This window comes from Trichothermofontia sp. (genome assembly GCF_053493415.1).
Map to the genome: position 1 here is coordinate 1 of NZ_JBRCAD010000208.1, position 16,690 is coordinate 16,690.

The 16,690-nt window shown below is 53.6% G+C and carries 21 protein-coding genes; 15 read left to right on the plus strand and 6 right to left on the minus strand.

The annotated features are described in order from the left end of the window. Window positions 1–83: 83 nt before the first annotated feature. From ACWIUF_RS18545 to ACWIUF_RS18570, 6 genes are all read left to right on the plus strand, one after another. Window positions 84–392 (plus strand): type II toxin-antitoxin system PemK/MazF family toxin, encoded by a 309-nt coding sequence (locus tag ACWIUF_RS18545; protein ID WP_448574010.1) that lies wholly within the window; start codon window positions 84–86, stop codon window positions 390–392. A gap of 637 nt (window positions 393–1,029) precedes the next feature. Next, window positions 1,030–1,233, plus strand: coding sequence for a hypothetical protein (locus ACWIUF_RS18550; protein ID WP_448574011.1), 204 nt, complete (start codon window positions 1,030–1,032; stop codon window positions 1,231–1,233). Window positions 1,234–1,243: 10 nt separating this feature from the next. Next, entirely contained in the window at window positions 1,244–1,540 is a 297-nt protein-coding gene (locus ACWIUF_RS18555) for a type II toxin-antitoxin system PemK/MazF family toxin (RefSeq protein ID WP_448574012.1), read from the plus strand. A 290-nt stretch (window positions 1,541–1,830) separates the two neighbouring features. Beyond that, window positions 1,831–2,172 carry a DUF6972 family protein gene (locus tag ACWIUF_RS18560; RefSeq protein ID WP_448574013.1) on the plus strand — a complete coding sequence of 114 codons (342 nt, stop codon included), beginning with the start codon at window positions 1,831–1,833 and terminating at the stop codon, window positions 2,170–2,172. Continuing rightward, on the plus strand, window positions 2,120–2,386 hold the full coding sequence (locus tag ACWIUF_RS18565) for a hypothetical protein (RefSeq protein ID WP_448574014.1): 267 nt from the start codon (window positions 2,120–2,122) through the stop codon (window positions 2,384–2,386). The genes ACWIUF_RS18560 and ACWIUF_RS18565 overlap by 53 nt, the downstream gene beginning before the upstream one ends. 564 nt (window positions 2,387–2,950) lie before the next feature. Continuing rightward, on the plus strand, window positions 2,951–3,439 hold the full coding sequence (locus ACWIUF_RS18570) for a GNAT family N-acetyltransferase (RefSeq protein WP_448574015.1): 489 nt from the start codon (window positions 2,951–2,953) through the stop codon (window positions 3,437–3,439). A gap of 136 nt (window positions 3,440–3,575) precedes the next feature. On the opposite strand, the gene ACWIUF_RS18575 is transcribed toward ACWIUF_RS18570, so the two are convergent. The 3 genes from ACWIUF_RS18575 to ACWIUF_RS18585 form a co-directional block, all read right to left on the minus strand. Then, window positions 3,576–3,821, minus strand: coding sequence for a hypothetical protein (locus ACWIUF_RS18575; RefSeq protein ID WP_448574016.1), 246 nt, complete (start codon window positions 3,819–3,821; stop codon window positions 3,576–3,578). Window positions 3,822–4,146: 325 nt separating this feature from the next. After that, the gene (locus ACWIUF_RS18580) at window positions 4,147–4,485 is read right to left on the minus strand and encodes a P-II family nitrogen regulator (RefSeq protein WP_448574017.1); all 339 of its coding nucleotides are present in this window, start codon (window positions 4,483–4,485) and stop codon (window positions 4,147–4,149) included. Window positions 4,486–4,574: 89 nt separating this feature from the next. Next, window positions 4,575–5,657 (minus strand): sodium-dependent bicarbonate transport family permease, encoded by a 1,083-nt coding sequence (locus ACWIUF_RS18585; RefSeq protein ID WP_448574018.1) that lies wholly within the window; start codon window positions 5,655–5,657, stop codon window positions 4,575–4,577. Window positions 5,658–6,325: 668 nt separating this feature from the next. Here ACWIUF_RS18585 and rpmH point away from each other — a divergent pair. The 9 genes from rpmH to ACWIUF_RS18630 all read left to right on the plus strand — a co-directional run bounded on the left by rpmH (window position 6,326) and on the right by ACWIUF_RS18630 (window position 12,517). Continuing rightward, window positions 6,326–6,463, plus strand: a complete 138-nt coding sequence (gene rpmH / locus ACWIUF_RS18590) for a 50S ribosomal protein L34 (protein ID WP_265904001.1) — start codon at window positions 6,326–6,328, stop codon at window positions 6,461–6,463. A gap of 84 nt (window positions 6,464–6,547) precedes the next feature. Further along, on the plus strand, window positions 6,548–6,952 hold the full coding sequence (gene rnpA / locus ACWIUF_RS18595; protein ID WP_448574019.1) for a ribonuclease P protein component: 405 nt from the start codon (window positions 6,548–6,550) through the stop codon (window positions 6,950–6,952). Continuing rightward, on the plus strand, window positions 6,939–7,334 hold the full coding sequence (locus tag ACWIUF_RS18600) for a PH domain-containing protein (RefSeq protein WP_448574020.1): 396 nt from the start codon (window positions 6,939–6,941) through the stop codon (window positions 7,332–7,334). Before rnpA ends, ACWIUF_RS18600 begins: the two co-directional genes overlap by 14 nt. Window positions 7,335–7,489: 155 nt before the next feature. Then, window positions 7,490–8,731, plus strand: a complete 1,242-nt coding sequence (gene yidC / locus ACWIUF_RS18605) for a membrane protein insertase YidC (RefSeq protein ID WP_448574021.1) — start codon at window positions 7,490–7,492, stop codon at window positions 8,729–8,731. An 11-nt stretch (window positions 8,732–8,742) separates the two neighbouring features. Next, window positions 8,743–9,264: a Jag family protein gene (locus ACWIUF_RS18610; protein ID WP_448574022.1), complete on the plus strand. Its 522-nt coding sequence runs from the start codon at window positions 8,743–8,745 to the stop codon at window positions 9,262–9,264. A 20-nt stretch (window positions 9,265–9,284) separates the two neighbouring features. Further along, the gene (locus ACWIUF_RS18615) at window positions 9,285–9,800 is read left to right on the plus strand and encodes a YceD family protein (protein ID WP_448574023.1); all 516 of its coding nucleotides are present in this window, start codon (window positions 9,285–9,287) and stop codon (window positions 9,798–9,800) included. A gap of 120 nt (window positions 9,801–9,920) precedes the next feature. After that, a complete protein-coding gene (locus ACWIUF_RS18620; RefSeq protein ID WP_448574024.1) occupies window positions 9,921–10,379 on the plus strand; it encodes a DUF29 domain-containing protein in 459 nt (152 codons plus the stop codon). 50 nt (window positions 10,380–10,429) lie between these two features. Next, window positions 10,430–11,938: an AAA family ATPase gene (locus ACWIUF_RS18625; protein WP_448574025.1), complete on the plus strand. Its 1,509-nt coding sequence runs from the start codon at window positions 10,430–10,432 to the stop codon at window positions 11,936–11,938. A gap of 213 nt (window positions 11,939–12,151) precedes the next feature. Beyond that, entirely contained in the window at window positions 12,152–12,517 is a 366-nt protein-coding gene (locus ACWIUF_RS18630; protein ID WP_448574026.1) for a hypothetical protein, read from the plus strand. 50 nt (window positions 12,518–12,567) lie between these two features. On the opposite strand, the gene ACWIUF_RS18635 is transcribed toward ACWIUF_RS18630, so the two are convergent. The 3 genes from ACWIUF_RS18635 to ACWIUF_RS18645 form a co-directional block, all read right to left on the minus strand. Then, complete coding sequence (locus ACWIUF_RS18635; protein WP_448574027.1) at window positions 12,568–14,067, minus strand: N-acetylmuramoyl-L-alanine amidase; 1,500 nt, start codon at window positions 14,065–14,067, stop codon at window positions 12,568–12,570. 47 nt (window positions 14,068–14,114) lie between these two features. Next, window positions 14,115–15,575, minus strand: coding sequence for a cation:proton antiporter (locus ACWIUF_RS18640; protein WP_448574028.1), 1,461 nt, complete (start codon window positions 15,573–15,575; stop codon window positions 14,115–14,117). A gap of 120 nt (window positions 15,576–15,695) precedes the next feature. Beyond that, complete coding sequence (locus ACWIUF_RS18645) at window positions 15,696–16,610, minus strand: sensor histidine kinase (RefSeq protein ID WP_448574029.1); 915 nt, start codon at window positions 16,608–16,610, stop codon at window positions 15,696–15,698. Window positions 16,611–16,690 lie beyond the last annotated feature (80 nt).

The following is a 16,690-nucleotide window of genomic DNA, read 5'->3' on the forward strand; positions in this document are numbered from 1 at the left end:
TGACAAGTTTCGCTATTTGCAACTAGAACTCAGCCGTCGCTGTTCGCTCGTCCATTGGAGCTACGATTTGCTTCCAGAAACGCTTGTATGACTCTCGCACCCTAAAGTGTAAAGTTTTATATCTGGATTCAACACTTCTGGATATCGTCTCCCAGTTCTCAACAACAACTATTACCATTCCCTTAACTACCAACCAGCGTCGCGCTTCACTACCAGTTTGTATGCTGATCAAACAGGGAGATGGTGGATTATCACAAGATTCGGTTGCATTGTGTTTTCAAATTCGAGTGCTGGATAAGAGGCGGTTAATTCGCAGGCTAGGGCAACTGAGTACTGAAATAATTACTCAATTAGAACAAGTAGTGTTAGTAACGCTAGGATACGAAGTATAGATACAGAAGAGTGAGCTAGTAAGCGGCGAGTCTAACAACGCCCATGCACACCGACTGCCAAAAGCTTATCTGTTGCACCTTCAAGGTTTTCTGCGGCGGGTGATGGGCAACCTTAGCGATCGCTTTCTTAGCACCCCTTCAAGATCAAATTAATTCTCAACTACATGGCGACCATCAGCGGATTTTGACCTAGATGGTATTGAATGATTGAGTAGACTAAACTGCTGAAGGCGAATGGCTTGCCAGACCTGAGCCAGCCGGTAGGGTGGTTGCCGCGATCGCTGGCTTGGTATCATAATTCAGTAACAGATAATACCTAGGATCTGGATGTTATCACTTAAAAGTGACAGATAACACCCCAAAGTCAGGTGTTATCAAGCAGATCCGCATGATAAGATCCCAAAAGTTGGACTTATCCATCAGATCTGACGTTGAATACCTAGTTGGGCTGCTTCATATCCCGGTTGGGACGGTACAGAAATGTTACCTGTGGGCATCAAAGGCTAACCTATTTTGAGGTTGTCTGTGTGACAGTGCTTTGAGGGTACTGGTGAGGCGATTCTCTCCGAGACGGCAAAGCCGACCGCGCAAACAGGAATTACGGCATAAAATCAAGGTATGGTCTTATACAACAGATATGCTAAAAACGCTTTGGGCTACGGTTCGGCAAGGGAAAATTGAGCTACTGGAATCAGCAGAACTCCCAGAAGGGGTAAGAGTGCTGGTAACAGTTTTACCTGACGATGAGGCTGAATTTTGGCTACAGGCAAGCCAAACATCCCTTGATGCCATTTGGGACAACGCTGAGGACGATGTGTATACCCAGCTACTCCAAGCATGATGTGATACTGGTGCGCTATCCCTTCTCAGACTTATCGAGTTCAAAGGTAAGACCTGCTGTTGTGATTAGCACATCACATCCGTCTCAAGACATTCTCATTACTCCTTTAACAAGTAAAACAGGTTCATTAATGGCAGGTGAGTTTGTGTTGTCTGAGTGGGCAGCAGCAGGATTGAACGTAGTAACCGCAGTCAAAAGAGGTGTGTATACAGTACATGAAAGTTTGGTGATCAAAGTGATTGGTCAGTTGGCTAAAGTTGATGCTGAACAGCTTGAGCAATCCTTGCGAGATTGGTTAGGTTTATAGATTGATTTAGCAAGCCGCAGCCCAACACTTCGTTGGCGCGGACGGTACAGAGGTTATCGGTGAGAGTTCGAGCTTTTCTGCCACCGCACAACTTTGCCGTTGAATGATTGAGTAGACTGCACTGCTGAAGGCGGATGGCTTGCCAGACCTGAGCCAGCCGGTAGGAGGGGCGCGATCGCTAGCTTGGTATCATAATGCAGTGACGGATTTTGAATCTGCTATTAATGTTAATCTGAGTAAGGTTTCAATTGTACGCATGATATGCTAAGAAAATTCGACTCGGCAGATTCATGAGTGGTATTGACCGTGACATTATTCTTGACCCTCGACATATTGCAAAACACTTACCTGAAACACCACAAGTACAACGATTACTGCGACGAGGTAGATCTGCCCACGTCTTCAATAATGTAGCCACAATAGAGAGAGTTGCTCAAGCAATCATTGAGGGAGGAGAATTTACAGGGGTGATTCGAGGATATGAGCGTTACGGCTTGTATTTTACTGAGGCGATCGGTTACCGAATCAATCCTAACGATGGCTCTAGCACTCCGCTATTCTATGGAGAGGTGAAAATTGATGCAGAAAATCGATACCATGTCATCCCCCGCACTCGACCCAGGCAAGAGTGAATGGGATTTTGTTGAAGTCTGGATTGATCCCATGTTGTCTCCTCCTTATATACTGCTGTTGCTAGGTGACCCAACCGGAAGTTGCCGTGTGTACGATCCGGCTGAGAATTATAAAGTTGTCTTCCGTAGCGCAACCTATGATGAAGCTCAAACTTGGTTGCTGGAAGATGAGTATGAACTAGTTGAAGGGAGACTTCCAGCAACAGAGTTGTAGACAGGCAATAGAACTAAGTGGTGAGAGGTCTAACAAGTCGATGAAGCGGACGGTTGAGAGATCTTGGCGGGGTTGCCATAGTTGTCTGCCACCGCTCACTTTAGCCGTTAGCGATCGCTTTCTTGGTACACCTTCAGGGTGAAAGCAATTGTCAACTACATGGCAACCATCAGCAGATTTTGACCTGGATTGTATTGAATGATTGAGTAGACTGCACTGTCAAACGTGGATGGCTTGCCATACCTGAGCCAGTCGGTGGGGGGGTGCGATCGCTGGCTTTGTATCCTAATGAAGTTATGAATAATACCTGTAATCCAAGTGTTATTACTTAAAAGCAACGAACAATACCCAATTTCTCCCGCTTAAACTTCAAAAGGGATGGATAGTACCGCAGTTTCCGGAACTAAACGTCAAAAGTGACGGATAATACCTTAAATAAGATGTTATCAAAAATAAGGTGTTATCAAACAGAGTCGCATGATAGGATGCCAAACATTTGGACATATCCATCAGATCTGACGTTGAATACCGAGTTCCGTTATAAAAGTCGCTATGCTGTGTCGCATGAACGTGCAACCTGTGAACTTTGCAGATCGATCTGCTCTTATTAGGGTAGCCGTAAGAACTGGTCTATTTTCTCAAGAGGATGCCGAGGAGTTGCTGGGTGGCGTCCTCGACCAGCTATCAGGTGGCTCGCTGCCTCCGGGGCATACAGCTCTGGCTTGTCAGGATACGTCAAGCAACACGCTCATTGGCTGGACATACTTTGCCCCTGATCAATATGCCGATGGGGTATGGAATGTGTGGTGGTTAGGTGTTGCCCCCGAGGCGCAGGGAACTGGAGCAGGGCGATCGCTCCTCCGATCTGCCGAAGCCTGTGCGTTGTCGGGTGGGGCCAGAATCGTCGTGATCGAGACAAGTTCCAAAGAGACCCAAGCTCGAGCTAGGCGATTTTATACTAAGGAAGGCTATGCCGAGTGCGGCACTGTGCCCGACTTCTATGGGTACGATGATCACAAGGTAATTTTCTCACGGCGACCACGAAAGACCTAATTGGTTAGCCGGGGGAATTTCTCCCCCAGCCCCTTGGTTCTTCACTTGAGGCATTATCCAAATATCCAGCATCCGCCCCGGTGTTCTCCGCCCCTGTCAACCTTGTTAGGCAATTACCGAGTTGCCAATGACTGAGCTAATCAATCCACATTTCGAGGGGTGTTGTTGCTGGCTCATAAGCCGTAGACGGGCTAGATCTGGCGAGATTAAACCACCCCAACGCCAGTAGGAGACCGAACCCACAGCCGAGTAAAAAAATCCAGGCGTGAGACGAGTCGAGTACGCAGAGCAAGCGACGATCGCGATTATATACCTGCACTAGCCAGCCTTCGCTGGTGTTGTCAAATTTGGTTCGTAGTTGAGTGGGGTCAAACTTGTTCATGGTGTTCGCTCCATGCTGATCGAATCTGTGTAGGGGTGGCGGTCAAGTGCCCGCCGCTATGGAAACACCTGTCACATAAAATTTAAGTGTGGGCATCTCGAAAAATTCAAGTTTTCACAACCGCGCCCACGCAATCATACGCGCCCACGCACTCATAAGGGAGTGAGGCGGACGGCGGCGCCGCCCGCCTCCATTAATCGAGGTTCCCTTAGGAATAGAGCGTGTCTCAAGGAGAGCGCCTAGGTTGCTCAAACCTGACGGTGATCTCCAGCAGAGAGCTTCCCAAAAGTTGGGACATGGCCCTAGCTTTTGGGGTCTAGGTCATCTAGATTCCACAGCCCTCTGGCCCACAGAAACTTTGCCCGTACAGAACCTCCGCGTCACAGAGATAGATCATGCCCGCAAAATCGGTGAAAAACTTCTCTGCGACTTGACTCGCAATCGTTTGAGCCATAATGCGATCGGGGGTCAGCACCTCAAATTTGATATTCGCCGTGGTGTCAGAAACGTTAGGATGTCCCGTCGAACGCACGTTGCGACTGCCCTTACCACCCGTTTCTAACACCGTATAACCACTCGCCCCAGCTTCTTCGATGATTGCGGCGATCTTTTTCAGTAGAACCTTTTCCGTGACGATGACAAGTTTTTTGGCTGGCTTAGCCATGTTGGTTACCTCCTTACATAACAAATGCATGTTAGTCTACTGGGCCTGTCAGTACTCCCCTGGCCTAGTAGACCATGACCCGTCTGGGATTACCCACCGATCGCCTGGGCAAGTCCGATGAAGAACGGTATACACACGCCGATCGCAATGGGCGTACCGATGGCTGTGGACGCGCCGATGTAGGCAGAGGGATTGGCCGATGGGATACCCGCTCGCAACGTGGGTGGGCCTGAGATATCTGAACTAGATGCGGCGATGACAGCCAGCATCACGACACCACCCATGCTGAATCCCGTGGCGTAGTGGGCAATCATGCCAAGCCCGAAGGCGACTAGCCCATGCACAAACGGTGCTACCACGCTATACACGACATACCACTGAGCCACCTTGCGCAATTCACCCAGTCTTGACCATGCTTCCATCCCCATGACCAGCATCAAGATCGAAAGTAATCCGCGAAAGGCAGGATCATAGAAGTTTTTATAAACACTGTCCGGCTGGGCGAATATGCCAAGCGCCAGACCTAACAACATGGCTGATAAGGCAGGACCCCGGAGGCTTTCCTCGATAATCGGCCATATCTTGACCCGATTATCCGCAGGCGCCTGCTGGCGGAGATACTCCTGGCGGCTGCTGGGATAATCCCCTGCCGCAGTGAGCTGCTTGCCTACAGCCTCCTCTTCAAGAGCTTTGGCGGCTTCTTTACGTTTCTTCTTGGTGAGATAAATGTTGGCTACCACAATCGCAGTTACGAGCGCGGGGATATCCATAAAGGGATAGAGTGCACCAGCCCATGCCTCGTAGGAAATGTTTTGTTCTTCCAGTACCGTCAGACCGGCGGCCATCGTGGAACCACTCACGGCTCCAAACAACCCTCCGGTCGCGATCGCATCGACGACTTTGACCTTGGGCAGCTTGGCCAAGGTATAGCGGGCGATGAAGACAATCAGAATCCCCATGATCATGGCAAAGAGCACGGGTAACACCATCTCCGTCAGGTTGGAGTTGCGGATGGCAATTCCACCGGTCAGGCCGATTTTGGTGAGCAACATGAAGACAATGATCGTACAAATCGCATCGGGGATTACCAATTCGCTTTTGAGAGCAGCAATGACCATCCCACCAATCAAAAAGGCGAGTGTTGGGGACTGCAGCTGCTTAATGAAGTCCATTACAAATAGGGACAAGAAATCCACGTTGTAATTCCTCTTTGAGTCAGATTTTAAGGGTCAGGACGGCATGGCAAGCGTGGCCTCGAATCCCAGGTGGCTGGCTCCACGGGTCTGAGTCAGGGAGGAGTCGATCCGTCACCCCATCGCACCTGCATCCCGGTGCGTTGTGTGCTGGAAGATAAGGCTTCGCTGCGGCGAGCGCACATGATCGTACTCATCAGGGGGGATTCCTATTCGGAAACGAGTTGCGATCAATATAGGAGGGGATGCCCACCTGGGTTAAAGGGAGCGATCGCCCGTCACGCTCAATCCGAAAGCCTAGATTTCGACTATAGACCGAAATCTATTAGACTTGCCTTTGCCATACAGAAAAGTCTAGAGCAAAATTTGAAGCAAGTATATTAGTTGCAAGGACTAATTTCCCAATTCACGCCAAAAGTCAAACTTATCAGTCCAGTCATGTTGAAGGCCGACAGGCAGCTTGCGTGGTCAGGTAAACGCTCCCAGGATCAGCCAAAGTGGGTGATTGACCGGAATGAGCGGGATGAGATCGATGCGCAAAACCTTGCACTGCGATCGCGCCGTAACAGTGCTATGATCAACAATCGTGGCTTTTACAGCCTGATCGCCAGCACATCGGACGGAATCTATCGGACGGAGTAAAGGATATGACTCAGCGAACCTTGCATGGTACCAATCGCAAGCGCAAGCGCACTTCCGGCTTTCGAGCACGGATGCGGACCCAGTCGGGCCGAAAAGTCATTCGAGCACGTCGTCAGAAAGGACGGGCAAGATTGGCCGTATAGGCTGAATTCAGTGCTTCAATCCAGTGTTTAACATTTAGTTGTTCCCCCCTCGTTCAACGTTCACTAACGGCCTGAGCAGGAGCCATGCTGTCCAAAGCGAATCGACTCCTGCGCCGTCAGGACTTTCAGTCAGTTTATCAACACGGTTACCGTGCCAACAGCCCTCACCTCAGTTTGCGGGCACTGCCAGTTCTATCTCAGCCCAGCCTAAGTTCGTCAGCACTGCCCACCGCTCTCCCCGTCCCGACTCGGATTGGTATCGTCGTGAGTCGGAAAGCGGCGGGGAAACGAGCGGTGGTTCGCAATCAAGTTAAGCGGCGGTTGCGGGCTGCCTGCCGTCAGCTTTTACCGAAAATTCAACCCGGTTGGTTGCTGGTCATTTCCGCCCGATCGGGGTGTGCCGAGTGCGATTATGGCAAATTTCTGCAAGAATTAGAACAGTTGTTGGCAAAAACTGGAGTCCTCTCAATACATCATGGGTATTCGTGAAGACGTTTTTTACGATGGCGGTCCCCACATCGGGGATTTGATTATTGGCATTTTATTAGCCTTTACCGTCATTTGTCTCCCGTTAACGATCGGGTCGATCGTGCGGGCACTGTGGCTCCGCTATCGCATTACCAATCGTCGGGTTTCGATTACGAGTGGTTGGATGGGCCGCGATCGGGCCGATGTTATTTACTCAGAAATCACCCAAGTGGTGACGGTTCCCCGTGGTTGGGGGGCTTGGGGAGACATGGTACTCACCCTCAAGGATGGGAGTCGTCTCGAACTGCGGGCCATCCCCCGCTTCCGGGAAGTTTATCAATACATCAGCGACAAAATTTCCCCCCGCGCTCGTCAAGCCAGCGGCCCCATTGGCCAAGCCTAACCGTTGGTCAATGCAATGGCGCCAAGCTAACTGTTGGTTAACGCTAACCGTTGGCCGCACCGAAAGGGCTGGGTAAGGTAATCCTGGTCAGAGGCGATCGGGAAAGTACGATAGACTAAACATTGCAAACGCTAGAGAGCAGCATAGAGTAGCGCATGGACTTCGGTGTAGGTTTCCTTTCCAACAACGTGATGTTGCCGATCCTGGACTTCTTCTACGGGATCGTGCCGAGCTATGGGTTGGCGATCGTCGCCCTCACCCTCGTGGTCCGCTTTGCGCTGTACCCCCTCAATGCTGGGCAAATTCGCAATATGCGCCGCATGAAGGTCACCCAGCCCTTGATGCAAAAGCGCATGAAGGAAATTCAGGATCGCTACAGTAATGATCCGGTGAAACAACGGGAAGAAGTTAGCAAGCTCTATAAGGAGTTTGGCAACCCCCTGGCGGGCTGTTTACCGCTGCTGATCCAAATGCCGGTGCTGTTTGCCCTGTTCGCCACCCTGCGGGGATCACCCTTCTCGGATGTCAACTACACCGTCAATCTGCAAATCTTTCCCCAGGAACAGGTTGAACAAATCCAACCCCAGGCGTATGCGACCAAACCCCAGAATATCTATGTGGCCGATGGCGACCACTCGGCGATCGTGGCCCTGTTACCTGGTGGCAATCGCCTGACAGTGGGACAAAAGACGAGTATTGAGTTCCAAAGCGTCGCTGGTACGCCCCTACCCGACCTGATCGCGGCCCATCCTGAAACCGACATTACGCCCCAGTGGAAAGTCATCAAGGGGGAAGATCGGGTCCAAATTAACCCGGATGGCACGATCGTGGCCCTGCAACCCGGGGATGTCACCCTGCAAGGGACGATTCCCGGTCTTGCGGCTAATAAGGGCTTCCTGTTTATCAAGGCCCTGGGGCGAGTCGGTGCCGTGCAAGACGACGGCACGATCAACTGGGATATCGTCGCGATGGTCCTGGCCTTTGGGGTCAGTATGTACATTAACCAACTGCTCTCTGGCCAAGGCGGGGGGACGGGGAATCCCCAGCAAGACAGCATCAATAAGGTAATGCCCATTCTGTTCTCCGGGATGTTCCTCTTCTTCCCGCTACCGGCTGGGGTGTTGCTCTATATGCTGATTGCCAATATCTTCCAAACGCTGCAAACCTTCATCCTCTCCCGTGAACCCTTGCCAGAGGAAATTCAAAAATTAGTGGATGTTGAGGCCCGCAATACTAAGGCTGCGAAGGGCGAGAGCAACGGTAAAAATAGTCCCGATCGCAAAACCTTGCCCTTTGAACCCAAGTCAGTCGCTAGCAGCAAGCCCGATGCGAAACCGGCTGCGAAGCCGACGACGAAGGCTGCCAAGAAGTCCCAATCTAAATCCTCGCAGAAGTAGGTTAAACGCCCATGTCAGCGATCGCCGATGCGGGTCTCCAACGGGGCCAAACCTGGTTGCAGGACCTCCTCAAACTTGCCCATTTACCCGCTGCGGTCAGCATTGAACAGCATGACCTCGCCCAAGCGTCGGGAAGTATTTGGTTGACGATATCCGAAAGCGAGTTGACCCCAGCGCAGATCGATATCCTGATTGGTGAACGGGGGGAAGTGTTGGATGCCCTCCAGTATTTGGCCAATACGATCGTCAACCTGGGTCAACCGCCCGAAACCCAACACGCCTATACGATCGAGTTACATGGCTATCGGGTCAAACGCCAAGCCGAACTGCAAGCCCTGGCGGAGGCAGCCATCGCCCATGTGCGGGAAACGGGCCAACCCTATGCGATCGAACATTTGTCCGCCGCCGAACGGCGACACATTCATAACCTCCTGTCCGGCTACGACGATCTGGAGACCTTCAGCCAGGGTCGGGAACCGGCACGGCATCTGGTAGTCCAGCCGAAGTCAGCCCCTAGGGAGGCCGATTCCTAGCTCCGGTGAGGTGACTAACCGTGAACCCGATTCCCATTCCCCAAATTGCCCGAGCGCCCGATCACGCGGTGCGCTGGACGGTCAAGGAATTTTTGGCCGATTTACCTACCCTCACCCCCGTTCAAGGCTGGGTGCAGGTGACCCACTGCCAAACCTATCTAGAGGTTGCCACGCAAGCGGAGGCGATCGTCACCCTCACCTGCGATCGTTGTTTGCAGCAATATAACTACCGTCTAATGGCCAACACCTCCGAGCTAATCTGGCTAGATGAGGCGGCTGACCTGGCCGCGAATACCCTACCTGCCGAGTTAGAGGTGGCCCCTGAAGATCTCGTCGAATCCCTGTCTCCCCACGGAACGTTTGATCCGGCGAATTGGCTCTATGAGCAGATGTGTTTGGCACTACCGCTGCGTCAACTGTGTGATGCGACCTGTCCAGGAATTATCACAGAGGATGAGCAGGTCCCAGCCGTTCACCCCGCTATCGATCGCCGCTGGGCAGCCTTGGAGTCGCTTAAAAATCAGCTTTCTTCCTGATTCTCCGCTGGGTTTTCCCCGCTGTTTGCCTTGTGATTCCCGTATTTGCGGCTGCCTAATGATTTTTCCTGCTTGGTGATGAATTAATACAGAACCCCCGACTACGTTTGTAGTATTCCCATGATCAACACACCCTCGCTGCATGAAACCGAGTCTCTCCATGAAACCGATATTGTCCTGTGGGTGGAAGATACCGTCGCCAAGCTCAGAGCGCGGGATTTTGAACACCTAGACCTGGAGAATTTGATCGAGGAGATTGAAGCCTTGGGCATTTCCCAACGGAAAGAACTCTTAAGTCGCTTAACTCGCTTACTCGAACACCTGCTCAAGCGCCTCTATGTTCCTTCCGAACAGGACTATAACGATTGGGAACGGACGATTCGGCACCAGCGCTTGGAACTAGGGATTCTCCTGGAGCAAGCCCCCAGCCTCAAGACCAAGTGGGCCGAGACCTTTGATCGGGCTTGGCGGCTGACCCTCGCTAACTTGCAAGCGGAATATCCCCAAATTCAATTTCCTGAACAGTGGCCCTACGCCAGGGATATCACCGCCATGCTAACCGTCAGATTTTGGCAGTGACTCACTCCGGCCCCCCGTTTGCTGTTTGCCGTTTGCACACCTAAGGGTTGATGATGAATTTTCAGGATGAATTTGGCCTCCTGTTGCGTGCCCGCTACTCCCTGCTCTATCTGGTGACACGGGAGGAAGAGCGCTTAGAAACGGCGATCGCCCAAGTGGCGCAACAGCAAGGCCAGCGGGCCGTCTATACCTGGGATTTTGTCGATGGCTACCAGGGCAATCCCAATGATGCGGGGTTTGGACGGCGGAACCCCCTCCAGGCCCTTGAGTTTGTGGAAAAACTTCCCGCAGAAGCAGCCGGAATCTTTATCCTGCGCGACTTCCATCGTTTTTTGGACGATATCGCCATCTCCCGCAAGCTGCGCAACCTAGCCAAGCGCCTGAAATCCCAGCCGAAAAATTTGGTCATCCTCGCTCCCCATATCAGCATTCCAGAAGACCTGAGCGATTGTCTTACCGTCCTGGAATTCCCCCTGCCCAATGCCGATGAGATCCGGACGGAAGTGGAACGGCTCCTGTCGGCCCTTGGATCACCGCCCACGGGACGGCTATTGGATGAGTTGGTGCGCTCCTGTCAGGGGTTGTCGATCGATCGCATTCGCCGGGTTTTGGCACGGGCGATCGCCACCCACCAGGAATTGCGCCCCGAAGATATTGATCTGGTCCTAGAGGAAAAACGCCAAACCATTCGCCAGACCCAAATCCTCGACTTCTATCCCGCCCACGAAGCCATGACCGATATTGGGGGGTTGGATAACCTGAAGGATTGGCTCCTGCGACGCGGGGGGGCTTTTTCCGAACGGGCACGGCAGTATGGGCTGCCCCATCCCCGTGGGTTACTGCTGGTGGGCATCCAGGGCACCGGCAAATCCCTAACGGCTAAGGCCATCTCCCACCATTGGCACCTACCCCTGTTGCGGCTGGATGTGGGGCGACTCTTTGGGGGCCTCGTGGGGGAATCGGAATCCCGCACCCGCCAGATGATCCAATTGGCCGAAGCCTTGGCCCCCTGTGTCCTGTGGATCGATGAAATTGATAAAGCCTTTTCCGGTCTGGATGGTCGGGGTGATGCCGGGACTGCCAATCGGGTCTTTGGCACCTTTATCACCTGGTTAGCGGAGAAAACCTCCCCTGTCTTTGTCGTTGCCACCGCCAATAACGTCCGTGCCCTGCCGCCGGAAATGTTGCGCAAGGGCCGGTTCGATGAAATTTTCTTTGTCGGGTTACCCAACCAGGAGGAACGACGGGCGATTTTTGGGGTCCATCTGTCGCGCCTGCGGCCCCATACGCTTCAGCAGTACGATCTGGACCGCCTCGCCTATGAAACTCCCGACTTTTCCGGGGCGGAGATCGAGCAAGTCCTGGTCGAGGCCATGCACATTGCCTTTAGCCAAAACCGCGACTTTACCAACGAGGATATTCTAGAAGCCGCCAGTCAAGTAGTCCCCCTCGCCCGCACGGCCCAGGAGCAAATCCAGTTTCTCCAGGAATGGGCCGCCGCCGGGAAAGCTCGGCCTGCTTCTCGCTACAGTGGCTTCCCGGGACCGCGATCGGTCTAGGCAGCCACTGAGCATTGCCGGGGACGGCAGGGGGTTATCTCCCGTGGGGGGACTTCCCTTGGCCCCATTTCCGCCTATCTGTGCTAAAGGAGGGGGTTTGTATAGGACCTAGATCACTGGCGATCGTCCAGACCAACGCTAAAGTGGTGAGTTAACACTTGTAACAGGGAATGCTGTTATTGGGAGTAATCGTTTACTGGCACGTTTTGCCTGATGCTCACTACTAGCACTTCTAGTTCCAACAACGACGACGTAGTCTTTTCCGGCGAGTTACCCCGCTATAATTCGCCCGCGTTAACGCAACGGGGACCCCGGACCGATTTTTATGCGGCTCCCGTCACCCATGTGGGGACAGAGGTGTTGCCTAAAAGCGATGGCCAACGTACCCACACCAGTCTGCGCAGTTTTGCTGTTCTCGTCGCTCCCCTCAAGGACCGGGATATCAAGGCGCTGGATACCCTGTTCTGTGATGACGATATGGAGGCGGCGGCGGCGGATATTAGTCAGGTTTTGCTGGCGTTGTTTCCTGAACCCTGCTGGGAAGACGATCCCTTCGAGTTTTTACGCGACTACCTCTAGGCGCACGGTGGGGTAGTCGATGCAGGACATTCAAAATTCAAAATTCAAAATTAGTTGCCCTGCTGGAGATATTGGAGGATACCACGGGCGATCGCGGCGGCCATTTGACTGCGGTAGGCGGGATTGGCTAGCCGGGGGGCGTCCTCCGCGCCTGTCACATAGCCGGTTTCTACCAACACCGAGGGCATGGAGGTCCGGCGCAGTACATAAAAGCGGGCCTGCCGGACGCCCCGATCTCTGACAGGTAAGGTTTGGGTAATGTTGGTGTGGATGATCTGGGCTAATTGTTCACCGGACGAAAAATAGTAGGTTTCCAGGCCATTGATGTCGGGTCGATCTAAACCTAAGGAATTGGCATGGATACTCACAAATACCGTAGCATTCGCTTGCTCTGCGATTTGTACCCGTGGTTCTAGGTCAAGATCCCGATCGTCGTTCCGGGTCAGGATGGCCCGTACCCCATGTTGTTCTAAGATTGCAGCTACCTGTTGGGCGATCGGCAGCACAACGTTTTTCTCATACAAATCCCCAATGCCCACGGCTCCGGGATCGGGGCCGCCATGTCCTGGATCAATGACGGCGATGCGCATCCCTTGGGGGAGGGATAGTCGGGACTCGCCCGTGGAAACACCGCGTGGACGCTGGGCAGGGCGGGCAAGGGCAGGAGGCATCGTTGCTGTTCCCCCTTGGTAGGCTATCGTGGGCGGGAGCGACGATCGCACGGCAGCGGGAGGCACTTGTAATTGGATGGCAACGGTTTGGGAACTGGGCTGATTGACCCCCAGGATCTGCACCCCCGGTCTTGGCTGGGCCAGTACCAGGACCGTGTCCGGGCTGTCCTGACGGAACCGTAGCCGTCCTAGGGGGCTTTCCTGTCCTAGCTGGGGGCCAGATAAGGTGGCGGGAAGACGAGCAGGGGACAACCGCAGGAGATAGGTCCCCGTCTGGCGATCCCACTGGCCCTGTTGGCGGAGGGGGCGATCGGCCCGAATGAGTAGTTGGGTCCCCTGGTTAATCAGATCGACGGACTGGATCGTGGCTAGGGGAGGGGCAAGCATCCCTGGGACCGGTATTGCTGGGGCGGGTAGCTGGGCGCTGGTTGGGTGAGCACTGGTCAGCGCAGATTTGGCGGCGGCCACGGGGGCCACACTTGCACCTAAGGCGTGGAAGGGGGGCAGTTGGATGAACCATTGGCTGGGGGTAAGCCCCTGAATGGTAAGACGGCTGGCATCGAAGGTATAGCCCGGTGTCACTTCCAGCACAATGCGGGTCGTTGCGGCATCAAGCTGACCCACCCGAATGGTTTGAATGGCACCGCCAACGGTTTGTTGCGCTAAGGGTTGGGTAACGGTGGTGCCCGGTAGATCGATAACGAGGCGGGTGGGGTTGGCTAGAACCTGGGCACGGGGCTGAATCGCCGTATCCGTCGCAAAGTCGAGCCGGTTTTGGCCCGGATCAAACCGCCAAGATTGTAGTTGGGCGGCTTGGGCCGCTGGACACAGCAGCGGCAGGGTACCCAGTAAACTGGGCAGCAACCGATAGAATTTCACAACAGCCTCTCCTCACATCAAAACAGGCGTGGTGATTCAGTCAGACCTTAGGAACCTGAACCCGATTCCCCGGATGGCGACACCTCCGGCACCAGTGCCGCGATCGGGGTATTAAACACCCAACGCAGAAGGGGCGGAGCCAAGAACGTTGTGAGAATGACCATAACCACAATCCCCGCCTCTAGGGCATGATCAAGGGCACCACTGGCTGTCCCTACACTAGCAAAGACTAGCCCAACCTCCCCACGGGGGATCATCCCGACCCCGATCGCCAGTCGGTTAATCCCTGGGCCTTGGCCAAACACCGTGAACCCTGTTACTACCTTACCGAGAATTGCGACGCCGATCAAAAAGGTGGCAATCACCAAGCCCTCACGGTTGCTGGGAATCGCTGGATTCAGCACCCCAAAGTCGGTTTTGGCCCCCACCATCACGAAGAAGATGGGAACCAGCATATCGGCGATCGGGCGAATTTGGGCTTGTAAGGTGAGGCGTTCATTACTTTCATCCAACAGCAGCCCTGCGGCAAACGCCCCCAGAATGGCCTCTAGGTGAACCGCTGCTGCCCCGTAGGCCAGGATGAAGGCAAAGGTGAGGGCTGGGATGACCAGCTCCCCACGGGTTTTCAAGCGTTTTGAGAGGGCAATAAAGGTTTGACTCAGAAAATTACCCAAGAGGATCGCCCCGATGAGGAACAGCGAGGCACTGAGGATCAGGTAAACGATGTTAAGGGTCTCGACTTGACCCGTTTTGGCCAGACTGGCAACGACGGCCAGGACAATAATGCCCAGGACATCATCAATCACGGCAGCGCCGAGGATGATTTGACCTTCGATCGAGGCCAGTTGACTGCCCCGTGCCCCCCCCGGTCGGGGTAATTCCGCCAAGACTCTGGAAGTAATGCCAATACTGGTGGCGGTCAAGGCGGCCCCAGCGAAGATCGCCGGGATAGCCGCTACCCCAAAGATCACCATTAACCCTGCCGTTCCGGCCACAAAGGGGACAACCACCCCCACCACTGCCACAATCAAGGCTTGTGGTCCCACCTCCAGCAGATCCTTAATATTTGACTCCAGGCCAATTTCAAAGAGCAGGATAATCACCCCTAGCTCAGCCAGAATGGAGAGCACTTCACTTTGGGTGTGGAAGGTAGCCTCAGCGGCCCCCGCACTCAGGCCAGCGGTCAACTGCAAAAACTGGATCACGAGCGAGTCTGTGCCAGCCAGTCCACTTTCCGGTGTAATGATTAACTTGAGGGCCGAAACGCCAATGACAACCCCCGCCACCAGTTCGCCCAAAACGGGCGGTAACGCAAAGCGATTGGCCAGTTCACCCCCTACTTTACTGGCGAGGTAAATAATCACGAGGCTAAGCAAAACCCCGGCCAGGATCAGGGTATTATCCGGTGTGTCGTGGCTAGGGCTGGTGGCTAGCAGTAGCCAGGGAGCCTGCCTGACTAAGGCGGTAGGAACTGGGTTGCTCTGCCCCCAGGATAGAAAATCGACCATGCGGGCCTCAAAAATCAATGCGGTCTCATGCAATCTAATGTTACAGGGTTCCCCTTGGCCTACGGTGGTGTCAATGATCTAAACGAGCGTCGAGTAGGGTATCGGTGGTCGGTCAGGGGGCTATCTGGGGGGGGATGGCGCGCTGGAAACTGAACGTTTGATCGGTGGCTCTGGGTTGGGTGGGACGGCTGGCAAGGTGTCGGGGGGAAATTGCACAATCAAGTGCACCTGGCGATCGTGGCTTTCCGCCTGAATCGTCCCCCCTAGGGAGGTTGTGAGTTTTTGGACGAGGGCAAGGCCCAAACCCGTACCCCCATGCTTCCAGGGATCATTGTTGGGAATGCGGTAGAACTTATCAAAGATGCGATCGCATTCAGCCGCTGGCACCTCAACCCCTGAGTTACTGACGCGAATCTCGGTACCGGTGGGGATGACTTGGGCCATCAGGGTGATGGTTTCCTGGGCCGGGGTATATTTGCAGGCGTTATTCAGTAATTCGGTCACAATACGCTCTAGGTATGCGGGATCGGTAGCCAGGGGGGGAAGATCGGCGGCGATGTGGAGGACGAGGTGTTGTTGCTGGCTACGGGTACGCTCGATAAAGGGTTCAGCTAGATAGGGCAAGAACGATCGCAGGTCTAGGGGAGTTCGGGTCGGGACTTCGCGGCCAGCGTCTAAACGGGCTAGATCGAGCAAATCATTAATCAAATTAATCTCCCGTTGACCTTCATCACGCAGGACCGTGAAATAGCGGTTAATCACATTCGTCTTGTCATCAAAAATGCCTAGGGCTTGTAGACTGACCTCTAGCATTTGGGTTGCCATTTTGATATTTGACATCGGTGTGCGTAGCTCGTGGGAAACGGTACTCAGAAAATCATCCTTGAGACGATTAAGACGTTCTAATTCCTGTACTTGGGCTTGAGCCGTTTGATAAAGACGCGATTGGCGTAAGGCGATCGCGCATTGGTTGGCAACCAGAAGTGTTGAATCCAGATATAAAACTTTACACTTGAGGGTGCGAGAGTCATACAAGCGTTTCTGGAAGCAAATCGTAGCTCCAATGGACGAGCGAACAGCGACGGCTGAGTTCTAGTTGCAAATAGCGAAACTTG

Coding starts and splice junctions, on each gene's coding strand:
- yidC (WP_448574021.1), top strand. CDS start 7,490: ATGGACTTCGGTGTAGGTTTCCTTTCCAACAACGTGATGTTGCCGATC.
- ACWIUF_RS18600 (WP_448574020.1), top strand. CDS start 6,939: ATGGGTATTCGTGAAGACGTTTTTTACGATGGCGGTCCCCACATCGGG.
- ACWIUF_RS18575 (WP_448574016.1), bottom strand. CDS start 3,821: ATGAACAAGTTTGACCCCACTCAACTACGAACCAAATTTGACAACACC.
- ACWIUF_RS18610 (WP_448574022.1), top strand. CDS start 8,743: ATGTCAGCGATCGCCGATGCGGGTCTCCAACGGGGCCAAACCTGGTTG.
- ACWIUF_RS18640 (WP_448574028.1), bottom strand. CDS start 15,575: ATGGTCGATTTTCTATCCTGGGGGCAGAGCAACCCAGTTCCTACCGCC.
- ACWIUF_RS18560 (WP_448574013.1), top strand. CDS start 1,831: ATGAGTGGTATTGACCGTGACATTATTCTTGACCCTCGACATATTGCA.
- rnpA (WP_448574019.1), top strand. CDS start 6,548: ATGCTGTCCAAAGCGAATCGACTCCTGCGCCGTCAGGACTTTCAGTCA.
- ACWIUF_RS18565 (WP_448574014.1), top strand. CDS start 2,120: ATGCAGAAAATCGATACCATGTCATCCCCCGCACTCGACCCAGGCAAG.
- rpmH (WP_265904001.1), top strand. CDS start 6,326: ATGACTCAGCGAACCTTGCATGGTACCAATCGCAAGCGCAAGCGCACT.
- ACWIUF_RS18630 (WP_448574026.1), top strand. CDS start 12,152: ATGCTCACTACTAGCACTTCTAGTTCCAACAACGACGACGTAGTCTTT.
- ACWIUF_RS18580 (WP_448574017.1), bottom strand. CDS start 4,485: ATGGCTAAGCCAGCCAAAAAACTTGTCATCGTCACGGAAAAGGTTCTA.
- ACWIUF_RS18550 (WP_448574011.1), top strand. CDS start 1,030: ATGCTAAAAACGCTTTGGGCTACGGTTCGGCAAGGGAAAATTGAGCTA.
- ACWIUF_RS18585 (WP_448574018.1), bottom strand. CDS start 5,657: ATGGACTTCATTAAGCAGCTGCAGTCCCCAACACTCGCCTTTTTGATT.
- ACWIUF_RS18570 (WP_448574015.1), top strand. CDS start 2,951: ATGAACGTGCAACCTGTGAACTTTGCAGATCGATCTGCTCTTATTAGG.
- ACWIUF_RS18620 (WP_448574024.1), top strand. CDS start 9,921: ATGATCAACACACCCTCGCTGCATGAAACCGAGTCTCTCCATGAAACC.
- ACWIUF_RS18625 (WP_448574025.1), top strand. CDS start 10,430: ATGATGAATTTTCAGGATGAATTTGGCCTCCTGTTGCGTGCCCGCTAC.